General features: G+C 40.8%; 15 protein-coding genes. 2 read left to right on the top strand and 13 right to left on the bottom strand.

The window, feature by feature from the left end; all coding sequences use genetic code 11:
• Positions 1-7 precede the first annotated feature (7 nt).
• The 6 genes from DWU89_RS13705 to DWU89_RS13685 form a co-directional block, all read right to left on the bottom strand.
• A complete protein-coding gene (locus DWU89_RS13705) occupies positions 8-1,003 on the bottom strand; it encodes an NAD(P)H-dependent glycerol-3-phosphate dehydrogenase (protein ID WP_115500193.1) in 996 nt (331 codons plus the stop codon).
• A gap of 11 nt (positions 1,004-1,014) precedes the next feature.
• Positions 1,015-2,745: a lysine--tRNA ligase gene (gene lysS, locus DWU89_RS13700; RefSeq protein ID WP_115500192.1), complete on the bottom strand. Its 1,731-nt coding sequence runs from the start codon at positions 2,743-2,745 to the stop codon at positions 1,015-1,017.
• 111 nt (positions 2,746-2,856) lie between these two features.
• Positions 2,857-3,447: a nicotinate (nicotinamide) nucleotide adenylyltransferase gene (gene nadD / locus DWU89_RS13695; protein ID WP_115500191.1), complete on the bottom strand. Its 591-nt coding sequence runs from the start codon at positions 3,445-3,447 to the stop codon at positions 2,857-2,859.
• Entirely contained in the window at positions 3,432-3,605 is a 174-nt protein-coding gene (locus DWU89_RS20805; RefSeq protein ID WP_167451689.1) for a hypothetical protein, read from the bottom strand. The genes nadD and DWU89_RS20805 overlap by 16 nt, the downstream gene beginning before the upstream one ends.
• Complete coding sequence (gene gmk, locus DWU89_RS13690; protein WP_115500190.1) at positions 3,602-4,171, bottom strand: guanylate kinase; 570 nt, start codon at positions 4,169-4,171, stop codon at positions 3,602-3,604. The genes DWU89_RS20805 and gmk overlap by 4 nt, the downstream gene beginning before the upstream one ends.
• Before the next feature lie 9 nt (positions 4,172-4,180).
• Positions 4,181-5,053: a YicC/YloC family endoribonuclease gene (locus DWU89_RS13685; RefSeq protein WP_167451687.1), complete on the bottom strand. Its 873-nt coding sequence runs from the start codon at positions 5,051-5,053 to the stop codon at positions 4,181-4,183.
• 108 nt (positions 5,054-5,161) lie between these two features.
• Here DWU89_RS13685 and DWU89_RS13680 point away from each other — a divergent pair, with 108 nt between their 5' ends.
• Both DWU89_RS13680 and tsaB read left to right on the top strand, forming a co-directional pair.
• Entirely contained in the window at positions 5,162-8,278 is a 3,117-nt protein-coding gene (locus DWU89_RS13680; RefSeq protein ID WP_158543383.1) for a C10 family peptidase, read from the top strand.
• A gap of 62 nt (positions 8,279-8,340) precedes the next feature.
• Positions 8,341-9,039, top strand: coding sequence for a tRNA (adenosine(37)-N6)-threonylcarbamoyltransferase complex dimerization subunit type 1 TsaB (gene tsaB, locus DWU89_RS13675; protein WP_115500187.1), 699 nt, complete (start codon positions 8,341-8,343; stop codon positions 9,037-9,039).
• Between the two features lie 74 nt (positions 9,040-9,113).
• Here the strand turns inward: tsaB and DWU89_RS13670 are convergent, their stop codons facing one another.
• The 7 genes from DWU89_RS13670 to DWU89_RS13640 are packed head-to-tail and all read right to left on the bottom strand — an operon-like array spanning position 9,114 to position 18,094.
• A complete protein-coding gene (locus tag DWU89_RS13670) occupies positions 9,114-9,881 on the bottom strand; it encodes a hypothetical protein (RefSeq protein WP_115500186.1) in 768 nt (255 codons plus the stop codon).
• Positions 9,882-9,912: 31 nt separating this feature from the next.
• Positions 9,913-11,472, bottom strand: coding sequence for a hypothetical protein (locus tag DWU89_RS13665; RefSeq protein WP_115500185.1), 1,560 nt, complete (start codon positions 11,470-11,472; stop codon positions 9,913-9,915).
• Positions 11,473-11,507: 35 nt separating this feature from the next.
• On the bottom strand, positions 11,508-12,527 hold the full coding sequence (locus DWU89_RS13660) for a hypothetical protein (protein ID WP_115500184.1): 1,020 nt from the start codon (positions 12,525-12,527) through the stop codon (positions 11,508-11,510).
• A gap of 24 nt (positions 12,528-12,551) precedes the next feature.
• The gene (locus DWU89_RS13655) at positions 12,552-13,241 is read right to left on the bottom strand and encodes a hypothetical protein (protein ID WP_244205912.1); all 690 of its coding nucleotides are present in this window, start codon (positions 13,239-13,241) and stop codon (positions 12,552-12,554) included.
• Positions 13,225-14,322 carry a hypothetical protein gene (locus DWU89_RS13650; RefSeq protein WP_244205911.1) on the bottom strand — a complete coding sequence of 366 codons (1,098 nt, stop codon included), beginning with the start codon at positions 14,320-14,322 and terminating at the stop codon, positions 13,225-13,227. The genes DWU89_RS13655 and DWU89_RS13650 overlap by 17 nt, the downstream gene beginning before the upstream one ends.
• A gap of 29 nt (positions 14,323-14,351) precedes the next feature.
• Complete coding sequence (locus tag DWU89_RS21110) at positions 14,352-14,996, bottom strand: hypothetical protein (RefSeq protein ID WP_244205910.1); 645 nt, start codon at positions 14,994-14,996, stop codon at positions 14,352-14,354.
• 8 nt (positions 14,997-15,004) lie between these two features.
• Positions 15,005-18,094, bottom strand: coding sequence for a tubulin-like doman-containing protein (locus DWU89_RS13640; protein ID WP_115500183.1), 3,090 nt, complete (start codon positions 18,092-18,094; stop codon positions 15,005-15,007).
• Positions 18,095-18,321 lie beyond the last annotated feature (227 nt).

Below are 18,321 nucleotides of genomic sequence, written 5' to 3'. Positions count from 1 at the left end.
CACATTATTATTTAAATGTTTCGGTCAACTGCCGTATCGCGGTAGTCGGCGATTTCTTTTCGTATAAAATACTGTATAGAGTATCTAAGATCGGCATGTTTACCTTATATTTCTCGTTTATCTCGCGGATACATTTGGTCCCGTAATAGCCTTCTGCGATCATTTCCATTTCAAGCTGGGCTATTTTGACGGAATAACCTTTCCCGATCATGGTACCGAATGTACGGTTCCGGCTGAACCGGGAATAAGCGGTCACCAACAAATCGCCGAGATATACGGAGTCGGTCACATCCCGTTCCAAACCATGTACGGCATTGAGGAAGTTTCGCATCTCTTCAATCGCGTTGCAGATGAAAACCGCCAGGAAGTTATCTCCGTATTTCATACCGTGGCAGATACCGGCAACGATAGCATATACGTTTTTCAAAACGGATGCATATTCAATACCTGTAACATCCTTGCAACAGGAGTTGTTCAGATATTGGTTTTTGAATACGGGGGCGATTGCTTTCGCATTCTCGATATTCGGGCAAGCCAGCGTAATGTAGGACAACCGTTCGAGTGCGATCTCTTCGGCGTGGCACGGTCCACCGATAACGGCGATATTATCAATCGGTACATCGTAATACTCGGCAAAGTAGTCGGCTACAAGCATATTTTCGTCCGGTACGATTCCCTTGATGGCTGAGATGATGAATTTGTCCTTCATCGAAGTGGTCACCTTCATCAGATGCTGTTTCAGGAATGGGGACGGGGTGGCGAAAATTAATGTATTCGACTCTTTTATTACCTCGTTTATATCTGTGTAGAATTTGATTTTGTCAGTATCGAATTTAATAGCAGAGAGATAGCTGGGGTTATGCCCCAACAGCATAAACTCTTCCACCTGGTCTGGTCGACGCATATACCAGTTAATACTATCTTGTGTAGAAAGTACAATCTTGGCCAAGGCGGTAGCCCAGCTACCACCACCCATTATTGCAATTTTTCCGGGCAACTTCATAGTATTATCTATTATTTGACAACTTTGGCAATCCATGCCTCAACTTCTTCGGCAGTTGGGTTTTGCAATTCCAACTTATATTTCTTATTCATTTCGCAGAGCTCCTGTCTCAGCTTGTTGGGATTTACATCAGCCAGCATGTCGACTGTTATATATCCGGCTTTCTGCAGGGCGGGAACCCAAGCTTCGTCGATGCCTAAAGCTACATACTTATCGGCTGCATCTTTCTTGGCTGTCTTTTCCGGACGCATTTGCGGGAAGAGCAATACTTCCTGGATGGTTGTCTGGCCTGTCATCAACATCACCAAGCGGTCGATGCCGATACCGATACCGGACGTAGGAGGCATACCGAATTGCAGGGCACGCAGGAAATCCTGGTCGATAAACATCGCTTCGTCATCTCCCTTTTCGCTCAGGCGCAATTGTTCTTTGAAGCGTTCTTCCTGGTCGATCGGGTCGTTCAGCTCGCTATAGGCGTTGGCCAATTCTTTACCGTTGACCATCAGCTCGAATCGTTCGGTCAGTCCCGGTTTGCTTCGGTGCATCTTTGTAAGCGGGCTCATTTCGACAGGGTAGTCGATGATGAAGGTCGGCTGGATGAATGTGCCTTCGCAGAATTCACCGAATATTTCATCGATCAGCTTACCTTTGCCCATTGTATCGTCGATTTCCAGTTTCAATTCTTTGCAGATCGAACGGATTTCATCTTCGCTTTTGCCGTTCAGGTCGTAACCTGTTTTTTCTTTGATGGCATCCAATATCGGTAAGCGGCGGTAGGGTGCTTTAAAGCTGATAGTCTTACCGTCGACAGTGCTTTCGCTCGTGCCATTGACTGCGATGCAGATCCGTTCCAGCAGTTGCTCGGTGAAACTCATCATCCAGTTATAATCCTTATATTGGACATAAAGCTCCATACATGTAAATTCCGGATTGTGCGTCCGGTCCATACCTTCGTTACGGAAATTCTTGCCGATTTCGTAGACGCCTTCGAACCCTCCGACGATCAGTCTTTTCAGGTAAAGCTCAGTTGCGATACGCAGATAGAGACCGATATCCAATGAATTGTGATGTGTGATAAACGGACGTGCACTTGCCCCTCCGGGGATCGATTGCAAAATAGGAGTTTCTACTTCCGTATATCCGGCTTCATCCAGCGCAGTACGCATTGTTTTGATGACTTTTGCGCGTTTCATGAAAATATCCTTTACGCCATCGTTTACTACCAGGTCGACATAACGCTGGCGATAGCGCAATTCTGCATCGTTAAATCCGTCGTATGCTACGCCGTCTTTATATTTAACGACCGGCAGCGGTTTGAGTGATTTGGATAATACGGTCAGTTCCTGTGCATGAACGGAAATTTCGCCCATCTGTGTACGGAATACAAAACCTTTGATTCCGACGAAGTCGCCGATATCCAGTAACTTTTTGAAAACGACGTTGTACAAGTCTTTGTTTTCTTCCGGACAGATATCATCGCGAGAGATATAAACCTGTATTCTGCCTTCGGAATCCTGCAGCTCCATAAAGGAAGCCTTACCCATAATACGGCGGCTCATGATACGGCCTGCAATGCTGACAGGACGAGGCTCCGCGTCGTCTTTAAAATTCTCTTTTATTTCTTTGGAAAATGCGTTTGTTACGTACTCAGCGGCGGGATAAGGCTCTATCCCCATCTGGCGCAACTGCTCCATGCTGTTACGTCTTATGATTTCCTGTTCACTCAGTTCTAATAGATTCATTATGCTATTATTTTGTATAATACGGCGCAAAAGTACAAAACTTTTCTTACTTATCCCCTAAAAACGGGTGCGACTTTACGCTTTATGTTCTTAAAAGGTATTGTTTTGTAATCAGAAAGGCAGGTTTCGTATGGCTTCGGGCAGGAAGAAACGGACGTCTTTCCCTGCTTCATATGCCTGGCGGATGAAAGAGGAGGATATTTCGATTAAAGGGGCGTCTACTAATTTAATATGAGGATATTGTGCTGGTATTTCGACATCGAAACCTTTACGGGGATAGATGAAGATAGGATAATTGGAAACGATGGATTCATATTCCACCCACCTGGTGATGTATTTCCAGTTGTCAGCTCCCATGATAAAATAAAATTCCCTGTCCGGATAATTTTTTTCTAATGCCCGGAGGGTATGGATGGTGTAAGTGGGTTGCGGAAGTGAAAACTCGAAGTCGCTTGCCTGGAATTTGGGATAACCGGCAATGGATTTTTTCACCAGTTCGTAGCGAAGCCGGTCATCCATCAACTCTCCTTTTGCCTTTAACGGATTATGTGGAGTGATCAAGAACCACAATTCATCCAATTCCGTAAATTCACACAGCCAGTTGGCTAATGCCAAATGGCCGATGTGAACCGGATTGAATGAACCGGAATAGATGCCGGTTTTGCGTTTCCCGGTTGCGTCCTGTATCAGTTTCGTTTCCACTTGAAAATATTAATGGCCTGTATGCCAAATACCAGTCCGGTACCGGTTGCGATTATATATTCCTTATAATAAAGGGCGAACGCACAGGTGACAAGTGCCAGGATTGCTATTACTATAAAGGTGTACAGCCACTTTTTGGATAAACTCTTATTACTCATGCCTTTTTTAGGAATTCTTTTATCACCTTCAATGCTTCGTCCTGTGCTTTTTCCAGCTTGTCATTAACCACGATTACATCGAATTTGTCTGCAAAGCTGAGTTCGTATTCAGCTTTTGCGATGCGGCTTTCGATCACTTCCGGGGTATCCGTCCCACGACCTTCGAGGCGTTTCCGCAGGTCTGCGATGCAAGGAGGTTGGATGAAAACCGACAATGCGCGGTCGCCGTAGAATTTCTTGATGTTACACCCGCCAACCACGTCGACGTCGAATATCACGTTATCGCCGTTATTGAGTCTTCTTTCGACTTCGCTTTTCAGCGTGCCGTAATATTTATCTGTATAGACTTCTTCGTATTCCAGAAAATCCCCGGCTGCGATACGGCTGCGAAATTCGTTCGGAGTAAGGAAATAATATTCCACTCCGTCTTTTTCCGTTCCGCGCGGGGCCCGGCTTGTTGCCGAGATGGAGAAATGCAGGTTCAGGTTCTGCTTCAGCAGGAAATTAATGATAGTTGATTTGCCCGAACCAGACGGTGCGGAGAATATGATCAATTTGCCGGCCATATGCTTGTTTTATAATACATTTAATACTTGTTCCTTGATCTGTTCCAGTTCGTCTTTCATCTGAACGACGATCTTTTGCATTTCCGCATGGTTACTTTTCGAACCGAGCGTATTGATTTCACGTCCTATTTCTTGGGCGATGAAACCAAGCTTTTTGCCTTGTCCGTGTCCGCTTTCCATTGTGCTGATATAGTATTTCAGGTGGTTGTCCAGGCGGTTCTTTTCTTCGTTTACATCCAGCTTTTCGATGTAATAGATCATTTCCTGTTCGAAACGGTTCTTGTCGTAGTCCTGTCCGGCAATCTTTTCGAGGTTGTCCATGATGCGGGTCTTTACCTTTTCGATCCGTTCCTTTTCATAGAGTTCTACTTCCGAAAGCAGACGTGCGATGTTGGCAATTTTCTGTTCAAACAGCTTTTGCAACATGGCGCCTTCCTGGATGCGGAAATCGCAAAGATGCTTGATTGCCTCTTTGATCGCACCCTCTACGACTGTCCATTCTTCCTCGTTTACTTCCTGCGCCTCTGTCTTGATTACGTCCGGCATGCGAAGTAATGTCTGGAACCAGTCTGAAGGAAGCGCGATATTCAGTTTGTCGGAAATATCTTTGATCTGGTTGTAGTAGTTTTCCACCGCAGGCAGGTTGATTTGGGTGGGGATGTCTTTTCCGATATATTCGATGAATATATTGAATTCGACTTTCCCACGTTCCAATGACTGGAGTAACAAACTGCGTATCTGCATTTCCTTATCTTTAAAAATAGAAGGAATACGCGTTGACAAATCCAGCTGTTTACTGTTCAGAGCCTTTATTTCTACGGTTACTTTTTTTGAAGGAAGTTCGGCTGTAACCTTACCGAATCCTGTCATTGATTGTATCATTATTCTGAGAATTAGATTGCAAACTTACAGAAAATAATTGGAAAGTCTTTGGAGTGAATGCTTTTATTATGTTTATCTTTGAACAAATTCTATTTATATAATACAATTATGAAGATTGTTTTTTATTTTCTGATCGTATCAGTCTGTTTTTCTGTGTCGGTTCATGCGCATGAGAAACAAGCATTTTTAGCTGCATCAGCTTTTGTTTCAAAGAATTTCTCTTTCTCTAATTTAAAAAGTGCAGGTGAAAACCATCTAAGGCTGGTTTATACTGACGCAGGAGTAGTGAATACGAAGAGTGTGGATAATGCTTTATATTATGTCTATAATGTAGGAGAAAGGGGGTTTGTAATTATTTCAAATCAAGAAGTTGTCGGATATAATCAAGAAGAACTGTTTAATACGGACGTTGTACCTGAGGCTTTGCGGTGGTTTTTGAAAAGATATGTGGATAATGCTGCTCATACGAATATCGAATTAAAATCGATAGAGGGGATTGCGGAGATTGTTTCTCCTCTTTTAAAGAGTAGGTGGGGACAAGCTTTTCCTTTTTCGAATGAAACACCGATTGTAGAGGGACGATCGACTGCCTGTGGTTGTGTGGCTACGGCTATGGCGCAAATTATGTATTACTGGGAATGGCCGGAGCAGGGACATGGTGAAAAAGAATATATTTCGAAAACGCATAAAATAAGTTTGAAATCGGATTTTAGCCGTCCTTTTCGTTGGGATCGCATGAGGGATTTTTACAATAGAGATGATAAAGAAGGAATCTCTTACGAAGAGGTAGATGAGATTTCATATCTGTTACAACAATGCGGTATCATTTCGGAGATGGATTACACAACGTTTGGCAGTGGTGCTTCTCCCTCAGATGCGGTACTTGGAATGGCTCGATATTTTGATTACAAACAAACTACTTTACGCTCTTTTTCTACATCAGAAATGGATGAGGATCAGTTTATATCTCTGCTAAAGAAAGAACTGGATATGAAACGTCCTGTTTTGTCTGCAGGTGGTGGGCATGAATTTGTTTGTGACGGTTACGACAGTAATGATTATTTCCATTTTGATTGGGGAGAATATGGTTATGATAACGGGTTTTTCAAAATAAATGGAGATCATGCACATATTGGCCCTCATGAATTAAGCGTCATTACCGGCATTATTCCTAATAATGTAGAGGGAGAAGCGGTCGCACCGGTCAGGTTTCAATCGGAAAGCCTGACATTGAATTCGCAACCGGAGTATATAGGAGACGATATTGAAATCTCTTACAGTTATGGGATGAATATTTTAGGTGGTGATACTTTGGAATACGGAATAGCATGGATTGAACCTTCAACAAATGAAATATTGGAAGTGTATGGTGTTAAAAAGATTTCACCGATGGTATATAGCAGTAATTCTTATTATCGTTTTAAAATATTGGAACCTGTTACAGCAAAGACTATCTATACATTTACTCCGGTAAAAAAAGAAAAAGGTAGTTGGCAGGTGATAAGTCCGGATAAAAACGTTTCTGTCGAGCTGTCTCCAAAGGCCTTGACACCTGTGGAGTTGACGGGCTATTGTTCGGTTTGGTATCCTAAATGGATCTTTGATAATCAAGAATCAACATTGTCTGTTAATATTGCGAATAATGGAATGACCCCTTATCAGGGCTATATAAAAATAGAGTTGATAGATTCGTCCGGTAAAATATATGATGTGATTGAAAGTGAACTTTCCAGTCCTGAAAATAGTTCTCAAAATGATAACGAATTTAGTATTCCGTATATGTTTCGTAAAGCGGGAGAGTACATGTGTCGGGTATCAGTTAAAGAAAAGGGGCGGCTTATTCAGTTGGAAAACATAGAAAAAATTAATGTAACAGAACGGAAGTCTGTTCCGGTAATTTCTTTTGCAAAAATAAATACCTCTTTAAATATGAATTCGGGGTTTGGCAATGGGGTGTATGAAGAAATTAGAGGAAATCAATTTACCGGAACGTTTGTTTTGCGGAACGATAGCGAGAGGAATATTGAGGGAAGTTTGGTCTTACATGGAAGTAAGGTGTTGTTTTCAGAACGAGTTCGTATCCCGATCGGGAGTAGTGAAACGATTTCATTTCAAGTAAAAGCAGATGAAGGTGATAATGAATGGATGTCATTAACTCCTTATTGGAAAACAAATGATGGAAAAGATTATGATTTGACGATGCCTAATTCATCTGAGTATCATTATTCTATTCGTTTATTAGATAGAAAAGACGATGATCAGGTTGTCTTTTTAGCGAGTGGAGGAATTAACTGTGGTGATTTGATAAATGAATTTCCCCGTCTCACAGATACCTCTCTGGGTATTAGTGTGGATGCTTCTTCTCTGACAGAATCGACATGGAGCGGTAGTTTTCGTCTATTTTTGTATCAAAACGGAATATTGGTTGGAACGGAAGATCTTATGCAGGATATAACCTTGCAGAAAGGAACTGGCTATGCAGGCAATCATTCGTTATATAGTACGCTTCCGGAAGGTAGATACGATGGAAAGATTTGCTATCGTAGTAAAAATAGTCCGGAATGGAAAGAAATGCCGGCAATGGATGGAGTGGTTCACACTTATCCCATAACGGTACTTCCTCCTGTCATATCGTTGTCTGCTGATTATTCGATAGTGGACGGGGAGGAATATAGCATACCATCCAATGAGGCAGAGGGATATGATGGTTCATTCTTTTCGTTCCGTTATTGTCTTAGTAATTTGACTAAGCTGGATTATATTGGTGAATTAGCGTTGTTTTTAAACGATAAACAAGTTTCTCAGCCCGTTCCCGTAATGATAAAGGGGGAAAGGGCTGAACGGAAAACCGGAACTATTCGTTTGGATCTGTCCGGAATGTTTTTTCCTGTCAAGTTGGAATTAAAAGGACGGCAGACGGGAAGTCTTGATTTTGTAAAGATTGATGATTATTTTTGCCGTAATTATGCCGTTTTGCAGAAAAGTCAAGTAGCTAATACCCCTATACCCCAAAAAACGATTCGATACTATTATGATCGGACAAGAGATGTGTTTGTTCTGACCGGGATGGAAGCTTCAGGTTGGATTACTGTGTTTTCTGTAGATGGAAGGATCAGGTATCAGTCTGGTGTTTCGGGAACTCAGTGCTCAATACCTGTGTCTGGCTGGCCTAAAGGTGTTTATGTGTTGTTGTTGAATGGTAAGAGTTATCGGATAATGAAATAATCATAATATAGGCATTGTTCTGTAAAAATATAGTATTTTTGCGGCCATAAATAAGTGAAATCATGTCTTGCATTTTAAATATAGAAACATCTACTTCCGTCTGTTCGGTCGCTTTGTCTGCGAATGGGGAAGTCCTTTTTGAGAAGGCCTCTTTCGAAGGCCCTTCACATGCCGCTTTGTTAGGCGTATTTGTAGAAGAAGCCCTTTCCGTGTTGAAAGAAAGAGGAGGGAAGCTGGATGCGGTTGCTGTCAGCAGCGGTCCCGGTTCTTATACCGGGTTGCGTATCGGTGTATCCGTTGCCAAAGGCTTGTGTTTCGGCTTCGGTATTCCTTTGATCGGTATCCATACATTAGATATCATGGCAGCTACTGCTATCAAACAAAATAAAGCTGCGACCGATTTCCTTTATTGTGCGATGTTGGATGCCCGCCGGATGGAAGTGTATGCGGCTATCTATGGTGCATCATTAAAGCTTGTCCGCGAAACGACTGCCGACATAGTGGAGGCAGAAACATATGCTTCCTATCTGGAAAAAGGAAAAGTATGCTTCTTCGGTAACGGTGCTGCGAAATGTAAACCGGTTATCGCTTCTCCGAATGCTCTGTTTATGGAAGATATCCATCCATTGGCTGTTAATATGATCCCCTTGGCGGAGGAGACTTTTGCCGCCGGCAAGTTTGAGGATACCGCCTACTTCGAACCGTTCTACCTGAAGGAATTCCAGGCGACGGTTGCGAAGAATAAGGTGTTGGGGAACTGATTATAGTTTTTTTATTTATTTGAGTTTTGCAAATGAAGGTGATTCCATTTGCAAAACTCAAAAAGAAATTGGTATTAAACTTTTAAGTCATCCGGTAATTCCACATCTTCCAATGATTCACCATTAGTCTTAGATGTCAAGAACTCGTTTTTTACATCGTCTGCACTCTTTGTGATTTCTTCGCATGCAGTAAAGTTGATGCCATCTACGTCCGTAAGGTCTATCGATGCGTCTGTAGGAATGCCTTCTTCTGTAAAAGTTTTTTCATAAGTAGCCAAAAGCTTCTTACATTCTTTCATAAGCTTTACTTGCTCTTTTACTTTCTTGATGTCTTTAGAAGAACCTAATAAACCTGCAGCGGCACCAACTCCGGCTCCGATCCAAGCACCTTTTTTGGAACCTCCTACTTTTTTGCCAATTAAAGCACCTGCGGTAGCTCCTCCACCTACTTTTAATAAAATGAGTCCTCCTGACTTCAATGCAGAATTCAAATGTTTTTTGGCAGCATTGGATTCACATACTTTTCCATCTTTGTCGATCAGCAAGTAGCGAACTCTTGTCGTTCCATCTTCATTCAGAGAATTACCTAAAGAATCGGTTACGATTACTTTACTCACAGTGTAAGAAGGGGCGTCTTTTAAAAAATCTTGTGGGGAAATGCTGTCTGTAGGTTGTTGGTTGGCCGATTCCGATTCGGCGGTGGAATCTAAAACTTTTGTAGCAGACTCCACTTTGTTTGTGACTTTCTCCAGTTTCTTAAAAAAACCTTGAGCAGAAATGTTTGTGGCGCAAAATGCTATTGCAATGGCAATAGTGATTTTTTTTAAAAGCATTTTCTTCATGTTGATATTATATTAAATGATTGATAAGTTTTTATTTGGTGTACATCCTTAAGCGGAATTGTTTCTCCATATATGTCCCGTGTGCTTGACGCAATAAATCGGCTATACTCATATATGCAATCTTAATATTACTTTCGCTATCCGGTCGAAATAGAATTCCTTCGGGCAGATTGGTCCTATCCAGTTCTATTTCTACAATACCTTGTTTGTTTGACACCCCTATTTGCTTGTAATTGAATCCTTCCTTGGATAATATTTTTTTGAATTTCTTATCCGATGAAAACGTGTTTGATGAAACATATGGAGTACCGTAATATCCCCATACTTCCACATTGGGTATATAGCTGCCTTCATGTAAGGTTTTCCATTCTACAATGGCAAATTTGATTTTCAGAGGCATATCCGTGAGCATATTTTTCATGTTTTTAATACGTGTGATATAGAACTCATCAGGATTGTAGGTATTGAGTACTTGCATGAATTCGATTGCGGCTGAAGCATATTTTGCGACTTCGTCTTGTGTCGCAGTTCCATTTTTCTTCATTTCAGAAATCTTTTTGATTGCCATCGCAGCTAAGCTCTCATACAGGATGCAAGTGTCACATTGTGTGATCGATTCTTGGATATTAGGACGCATATTCACAACTACGTCCTTTGATTTTAAGGCATTTTCGTAAGCAATGCGTGCATCTTTGTATTTACGCATACCAAACAATTTCCCGCCTTCACTCATAAACATGCTACATTCCGTTACAAATACATTTTTCTCAATAATAAGTGGCAATACAGCATAACATTTTTTGGAGCGTGGTCCCATATCTCTGATGTCTATTGCAAGCTGGTTGGTGCTCTCTGCATAAATTGTGACATAGACCAGTTCTTCAAAAAAGGCTTTTGCTTTGTCTACTTCATTTTGGAGTGAATCTAATCTTTCCCATTCTTCTTCTGAATGTTCAGGTTTGTTGTCCAACTCATCATGTTTTTTGTGAGTGGATTCGATCATCTTTTGGGCTTTCTGAAGTACACTGACGGGAATCACAACTGTTGTTATGGATATATTGGGATCGGAACGACTGATATGAGTGCTTACTTTCGCCTCCAATTTTGGCGAACACTCCACTTTTAAATTTTTTATTGTCGTGGTGAATTCTATTTTTGCCTCCTCTGCATTTAAATGTACATCGCTGCTGGTTGTCTGATCGTCCATACGAATAGGTTTTTGTACTTCTTCTATACGGTAGGCGATTAAAAAGTCTGGTTTGACTGTTTGTGTCAATTCTGTTTTATATACACTTCCCCGCCGGCTTACTTCTACCTTTGGGGTACGCGTGTCTTCGGCATCAATAATGACACAATACTCATAGTATCCGTCAGGGCGTTCACCTTTCGGATAAATAGACACCTTCTTGGCTGAATTGGTAATACTGATGATCAAGTCATTATGCTTAGATAGTAATAGGAGGCCGCTATTTCCACTGAGGTTTTCAATACGGTCAGCTTCTATATAACGGCTGTTCGAAATATATTCTGATTGCGCCCACAAAGGCAATGTTGCCCATGTTATGAGCAAAATCCAAACTAATCGTTTCATATTATTTATGCTATTTGTCTTAACCCGCTTTAATCTTACAAATCGAATGCTCCCAGTGTGGAAATATTATCGTCCGGTTGTTGAAGAGTACCTCCAACCCATTCTGGCTGCCATGTACGTACGTGAATAATGGGATCCTTACCATCTTCAGGGAACTCCCATAAAAGAAATAGGTAACCTTTATCACTATAATTGCTTGAATTCCATTCTTGACGTAAGCGTACACCATATTTGGTAGGATCAATAGTTGATCGCGTGATTCCGGCACATCCTCCACTTTCACCGTATTCGCCTATTTCGCTAAACTTTACATCAATCCACTTGTTACGTTTGAATGCTTTTTTTAGGTTTCGTATGTATTGTTCTTTGGTTTGTTTGGTGTATTCGACTTTCTGACGCATCTTGCCTAAGTCGCTATGCGTCCGGGTAATAACGACTTTCCCCGTGATAATCAATGCATCGTCACTGAAAATCTTTTCGATATAATTGGAGTCGCGTTGATTATAGGCCGTCCGGAAACGTTCGATATATTGCATGATGATCATTTGTTTTTCTTTTTCAACCACACTTCCGCATCGTTCCATACTTTCAGCGGTATGTGCATCGAGAGCTAAACGAAAATCTGTAATATTTCCTTTTGGATCAAACTCTACCACTGCCTCTTGATAAGCTCCAACACCGAAATTTTCGTTTTCGGGAGTGATAATAAGTGGAATATGGCTGACCATCATAGTTCCATCTTTGAATACCCAGCAGCGATCTACGACTTCTTCGTCATCGCAATAGAATGGAGTTACGGCCCATAAACGCAGTAAAGATTTAAGCGAAAACTCATCCATTGGTAAATGTTTGGTTGTTAGGATGCTTTTTGCTTGTTGAGCACGGTTGATCTCTGTCAATATGATCGCTAAATTGTTGGCTGCATTGTTCAAGGCTGCCGGGCGATCTGTGTATTCATCAACCGTCAACGTTACTGTTACTGCTATGCCTTTCGGCATATTTAGCATAAGCATACAAACAATGGAAATAAGTATATATGATATTTTTGTTTTCATTACACCTGATTTATAGATTATTGTTTATAATTCAATTCCGATGGCTCCGCATCCACTATAATTTTCTATACCGTCTGCTTTGTTGTTTTTTATATTTCGTCTTTTTATTCCGGGCGTTAGTATCGCTACAATTTTTCCTTCTCTGTTATAAATTACCAAATAACATTTTTCGGGATTGTTTAAAGATGCATACCGGGAATAGCTTTTAATTTTTTCCTCCGTTTTTAGTTCCTTTATTTTTGCAGCCATATCGGCATATTCAGTCAATGGAGCGATCGTCTTTATTGCTTCGGGGATGGATGCGTGGATAGTTTCTTCTACCGGAGGTAAATTTGTATTCGATATTATGACGACATTATCTGTCGGTATAATATCACTCTTTTTCAGATAGATAAAAAATCGGAACATATTGTTTCCCCGTGGCATAGACAAGGTGCTCCAAAGTTCTTTCGTGTTGTTCACTACCAAGTTGCTACTTTTTTTGATTCTCTTTTGTGTTGCAACCCATGCATTAATCTCTTCATATAGTTTTTCTTCCGCGTAATTTCTTGCTTCCTCTTCTGAAGAAGCTGTCGATTCAGCATAAATGTACTGTGTACTTTTTTTTATTTTGTTAATCTGCATTTTTACATCTTCTTTTTGGTCGGCAAGTAGCATGCCCCATGGTAAGCAAGATAAAATGACGGATAATAAAAGTTTAATGTTCACTGTCATCTTGATTTAGATTGTTAAAGAAAAATTGTTCGGAAATATTATGTAGAGGCGTATAAGCATATAATGTTCCTTTCATTTTCCCTTCACCTTTATAAAGGATACTGAGAGGAAATTTGAGGCTAATCATATGGTTATATGCCATCTTGTAGTTTACGGCAAAAAGAGTGGCAGTAATTGTTTCTTCGGTAAAGCTCTTTATGCCAAGATAAAATTTACAATTTTCTTGTTGGCAATAGAGCATGAATTGCTGCCAGGATATTTCAATATCAGTTTTTATATAGCCATATTTGTCTATAGTCAGTTCAACCGGTATTTCTTTGTTGCAACATCCTGTAAGCAGGATGTTGTTGACGCTTTGAAGGGGCTTTGACGTATCTAATGAAATGTGACTTTTTCCTGATACTTCGTACATGTATAAATCGGAACGTATCATTTGACTAAGGTAATAGCCATTGCTTGCAATGACTAAACTGTCAGAACGGGATATTTCGCTATCATTCCAGCCGTTCGGTAATGTGTCGGCTATTAAGACTGAACTTAAACGGCGTACATCGCGTTCGAAAATGTTTTCCAATTCTATTGCGTTAGTACCGGTGATAAGCTGGTAGTCTGCCGGTATTATCATACAGACTTTATTGCCACCCTTGCCCCACTTTACGCTGTACTCGCGACGTTCCTTTTCATTGATTGTGAATGGAATATCAGGGGTTCGCAATCGTAGCATGGAGGCATTACCTTCAATAAATGTTACGTTCTTTCTGCTTGCTTCTTCTGTTTTGTCAACGTTCTCTATATGCACATCTTGTTCTAATGCATAACGTTCTATGAAGTCAAGAAGCGGTAGTGCTTCATAGTCCTTTATCCAATGGCTGTCGAATAATTTGTATCCGATGTGCGATACATCTCCATAGGCATTGGTTCGTACGCGCAACTGTTTGCCTGCAAAACTCCAAGTCGAATCATTATCAATGTTTTTATCGATACGTTCGGGCAGGTCGATCTTGACTGCTTTAGAGAGAGCTTCCAGGCAATGGGTACGAAATGATGTAGCAGCATCCACACCCAATGTGAATGCTGTCATCGTTATCATGACTATGAGGATGCATCGGATCATGGTTTTACAGCTGTTTTATTTCCATCATGATCCCAATAACCTAAGCCGCTGATTTTGCCGTCCCGGAAATCTCCTTCAAAGGTGTCACCCGGATTTGCGATAAAATCTTTTGAAGAGATAATCTTACTTTTAGTCTTATAGGTGATTTTGCCATATCCGTGTGGCTTGCCATTTTTTAATTCACCGGTATAGATCCCGTACCCCAGATCGATAGTCCCTTTACCATTTAGTGTTTCACTGTCAGGATCAGAAGTAAGCTGTTGTTGTATTTCAGGCTTTACTTCTTGAGGCTCAGATGTTACCTGCAGGGTATCTGTGCTGGGGGCGGTTTGTTCGACTGTGGTTTGGCTGAGGTCGATGTCAGTCAAGGACGGTTCTTTGGGCAGTAAGAAATAGGTGCCGATACTGCCGAAAACAATAACGGCTACCACCGTGCCGATGAGCTTTTTGTTTACTTTTGCAGGTGGGGCAGGAACTTCGCGTAGAGGTTCTTTGCACTCTTCGCAAATGAAATCTTGTCCGGCTCTGATTTGTTGGACTTCTTTATTTTTATATTTTGGGCAGGGTTGTCCGTTTTCTCTATTTTCTCTATTGGTGCAAATACCATATTTGTATCTGCTTCTATCGTTTTTTCTATCCATATTTTTGTTTATTTTTTGTTGATCATATCTAATGCTTTATCAGCCTCTTTGCCATACTGGTTATATTTAGGAGATGTTGGGCTGGAACATTCTTTGCTGACATGATCGCGCATAATGACGATGATGCGGTCTGCCATTTCTTTACGTTCACTCATTTTCAAATCAGGATTCTTTAAAACTTCATCAACTTTCTCTTTGATGTTGTCCAGAATATCTTCATCTATCTCTTCGCTATTGATGATTTCCGTGAAGTGTGGCGATAGTAAAGTGATAATTTCTGATCCCCATTTGTCTTTGTTGACAATACACCAGCCTCGTTCTTCTTGTTCGTTTTCTTTGATACCGATCAGATTAATAGCGGCAGCTACAAAAAGATAAGAGATCATTTCATTGGCTGTAACTTTTTTCTCTCCCATCAAATCCGGCAGTAGCGATCCGTCTCCTTCACAGTGCAACAAGATGCGAGCCTCTTTTGCTTCTGTAGGGTTGGGGTTGTCGACCATATTGTTGTATTCCCGTTCGTAGTCCGGCAACCATTCGATGGCGCGTATCGGGAAGCAACATTTGACGGAAGCAATCGTGATTTCGTTTTTACGTTCACTTGAAGTATCGAATTTCAGGTTGTATCCCGCTGTAGAGTTGCCAAAAGCACTTTTGAATTGGGCTTTTAGTTTTTCAGAAAAAGCTTTCAGACTATCGTTGCCTTCATCGGATGGCATGGAAATAAGAATGGATTTCCGATTGATGCTGTGAGGCTCACTGACAGGGTTTGGGTTGTTTTTGATATACTTACTTAATTGGCCATCATCAAGTTTCAAGAATGTTCCACTTTGGTTTATTACATTAAGTGCAAACTTCTTAATGTCAGCTTCCGTTGTGAGTACTTTCTGAAGCTGTTGTAGTACATTGAGCCCTAAAACACGGTCATTCTTATAATTCTCATCGTGTTTGACTTTAATCACAGGACTTAAAACAGTATCGAAAATTTCAAATATGGTGTTATCGTCTGTTGCGTTCGCTAATTCATTGAAGTGTGCGAATGTGCGTTGTCCGGCAATCGCTTTTCTGACTAATCCCGCCCATGTGTCTTGTACGCTTCTATCAAGCATAAGCTCTTTCTCTATACGGAGCATTTTGTCGTCCTCACTCACTTCTACAATCACCTGTGAGAGGTCTGCGATTCCCTTTATATTTTTGTTTCGATCTGAAATACGAATTTCTGCTGTTTCCATAGAGCTAAGCAGTTTACCGATAAACTCACTGACCTCTGTACTGAAATCTTCGAAAGCGACTTTTAATTTACTCAAAAGGCGTCCCTCGAACTGCATGGCCACGCGATGTGTGCGGATGGTATAAATGTCTTTAAGCGCAGTTTGGAATTCCGAATATAACTTCGACGATTTACCGGCGGCCCGTTGTAATAATCCAAGATTATTGAATTCGCTTTTTATATCGTCTGCATCCAGTATGCCGTTTTTGATTTTATCGTCACATTCGGAAATGCGGCCTTCCATTTCCTTCAATTTCTTTTTAATGTAATTGAGGATGACTTCGCAGATATTCAAAAGATCGAACATGGATAACTGCCCCTCAAACCATTGTGTGTAGAGGTGTCTTTCGATTCGTTCTACAATAAATCCGGCTTGTTCTTTAAGTAGTTTGTCATCGCTCTTGTCTTTGAAATACTCTTCGACTCCTTTTTTATTTCTGAATTGGTGTTTGTAAATGTCATCACAATATCCCTCTAAGAAGTTAAGCGGCTCGCTGTCTACTTTTTTCGCATTTTCATACGTGTAGTCATTTGTGACTGTAGCCCAGAAATTATTGAAATTCTCACAATTCTTGTCTGTGTCAAAGATTTTTTCTTCCAGTTGTAAATGGCTGTCATCTAAAAGCCATTCACGCAGATTTCTATCTCCCTCTTTTCCGTCGATATATTTTTCTCGGTAATCGATAGGGTTTCCTTCTGCTACGAATCCGAAATCTTCTTTGAAGTTATTGTATTGCATTTGCCTAAGAATCCGTTGGCCAATGGAATAAGTAATATGTTCCAAGATTCGTTTCTCCGGATAAATGATTCGCTTGATACCGAAGGTGCTAATTCCTTTTGTTCTTGCTCTCTCTTTGTCCAATCCTTTTGATTTAGCGCTGTATTCAATGAGGAAATCATTGTAATTTTCAGATTCCAGTGAATGAATGAAATCATCAGTTATAGTATTTTTTTCTTCTAAGAAAAGCCTGAAATACACCATATCTGCTAATAACTGGGGAAGTTCGGTAAAAGAGTTTACGCTAAGTCCGTTTTCGTTGATATTGGAGTATAAAACCAGTCCGAACTGCTTTAGTGGTGTGGTATCGATATTTACATGTTCATTACCATTGATCACGTCACTTGGTAAGAAGCGGCCTGCATTGAGCGCACTCAACTCCTTAAGCGCGGCATATCCGTTTTGATGGTATCTTCCGGCCTGACATCCTTCCGGAATAGTAAGTTCGGGTACCATTGCATAGACTGTCAGTTCCGCATGCTTAAATACTTGTTGCGCTCTGATTTGGGCTATGACGTCAATAATGGCACCTGAGCCGGTCCCTCCGGCTAATCCTGTAAATACATGGAGGTTGACTTTATTGTCTTTTGAAATATTTACAACTTTGTTATATTGCGCGTTCAGTGCGGAAAGAAATTTATTGCAGTTGGCTGCAAACAAAATGCGTCCGGCACGTCGTTTCTGGCCTGCCGCTTTACCGACTTCTCCCAATGTGTTTTTCATGGAATTGCCATTCTTGACAATATATTTCAAGCCTGGATAATTAGACAGATTGTCAAGTATTTGATTAAGATCGACAGATTTGATATCCACAAATTCACTTTCAGTAAATGATGCATCTTTTCCTAAAACCCTGAATGTAGGATCGTTTGGGTTCATCATCTCACGCGTGGAATCCACATATATAAATCCGATAGAAAGTTTGCTGCGATCTTCTTCATTAGGAAATTCCTGAAATAATCTTTTACGGATGGCTTTGAGCACTTTCCCACCTGTACCTCCTAAACCGATCAATATATGATTCGGACTTTTGGGATCTAAATGTTCCATGATATAATTATTAAGTTTAAATATTCATTTTCTTATTCTTCTTGGGGTGTATTGCCGTTGGTAAATCCTGCGTCCGGTTGTTCTTGAGTGTGTCTGTTTGTTATTGATGTATAGCAATATCAGACAAACTATCATGCCCATTATCATCCACCCGATCCTTCTCCATATATAATAATTGATTTGATTTTTCAGATTGTGACATATTATATAGGTGAAATCTGCAGAAT

This window comes from Parabacteroides acidifaciens, assembly GCF_003363715.1.
GTDB classification, from domain to species: domain Bacteria; phylum Bacteroidota; class Bacteroidia; order Bacteroidales; family Tannerellaceae; genus Parabacteroides; species Parabacteroides acidifaciens.
The sequence above is the reverse complement of the archived record's forward strand: the minus strand, read 5'-3'. Positions and strand labels throughout refer to the sequence as shown.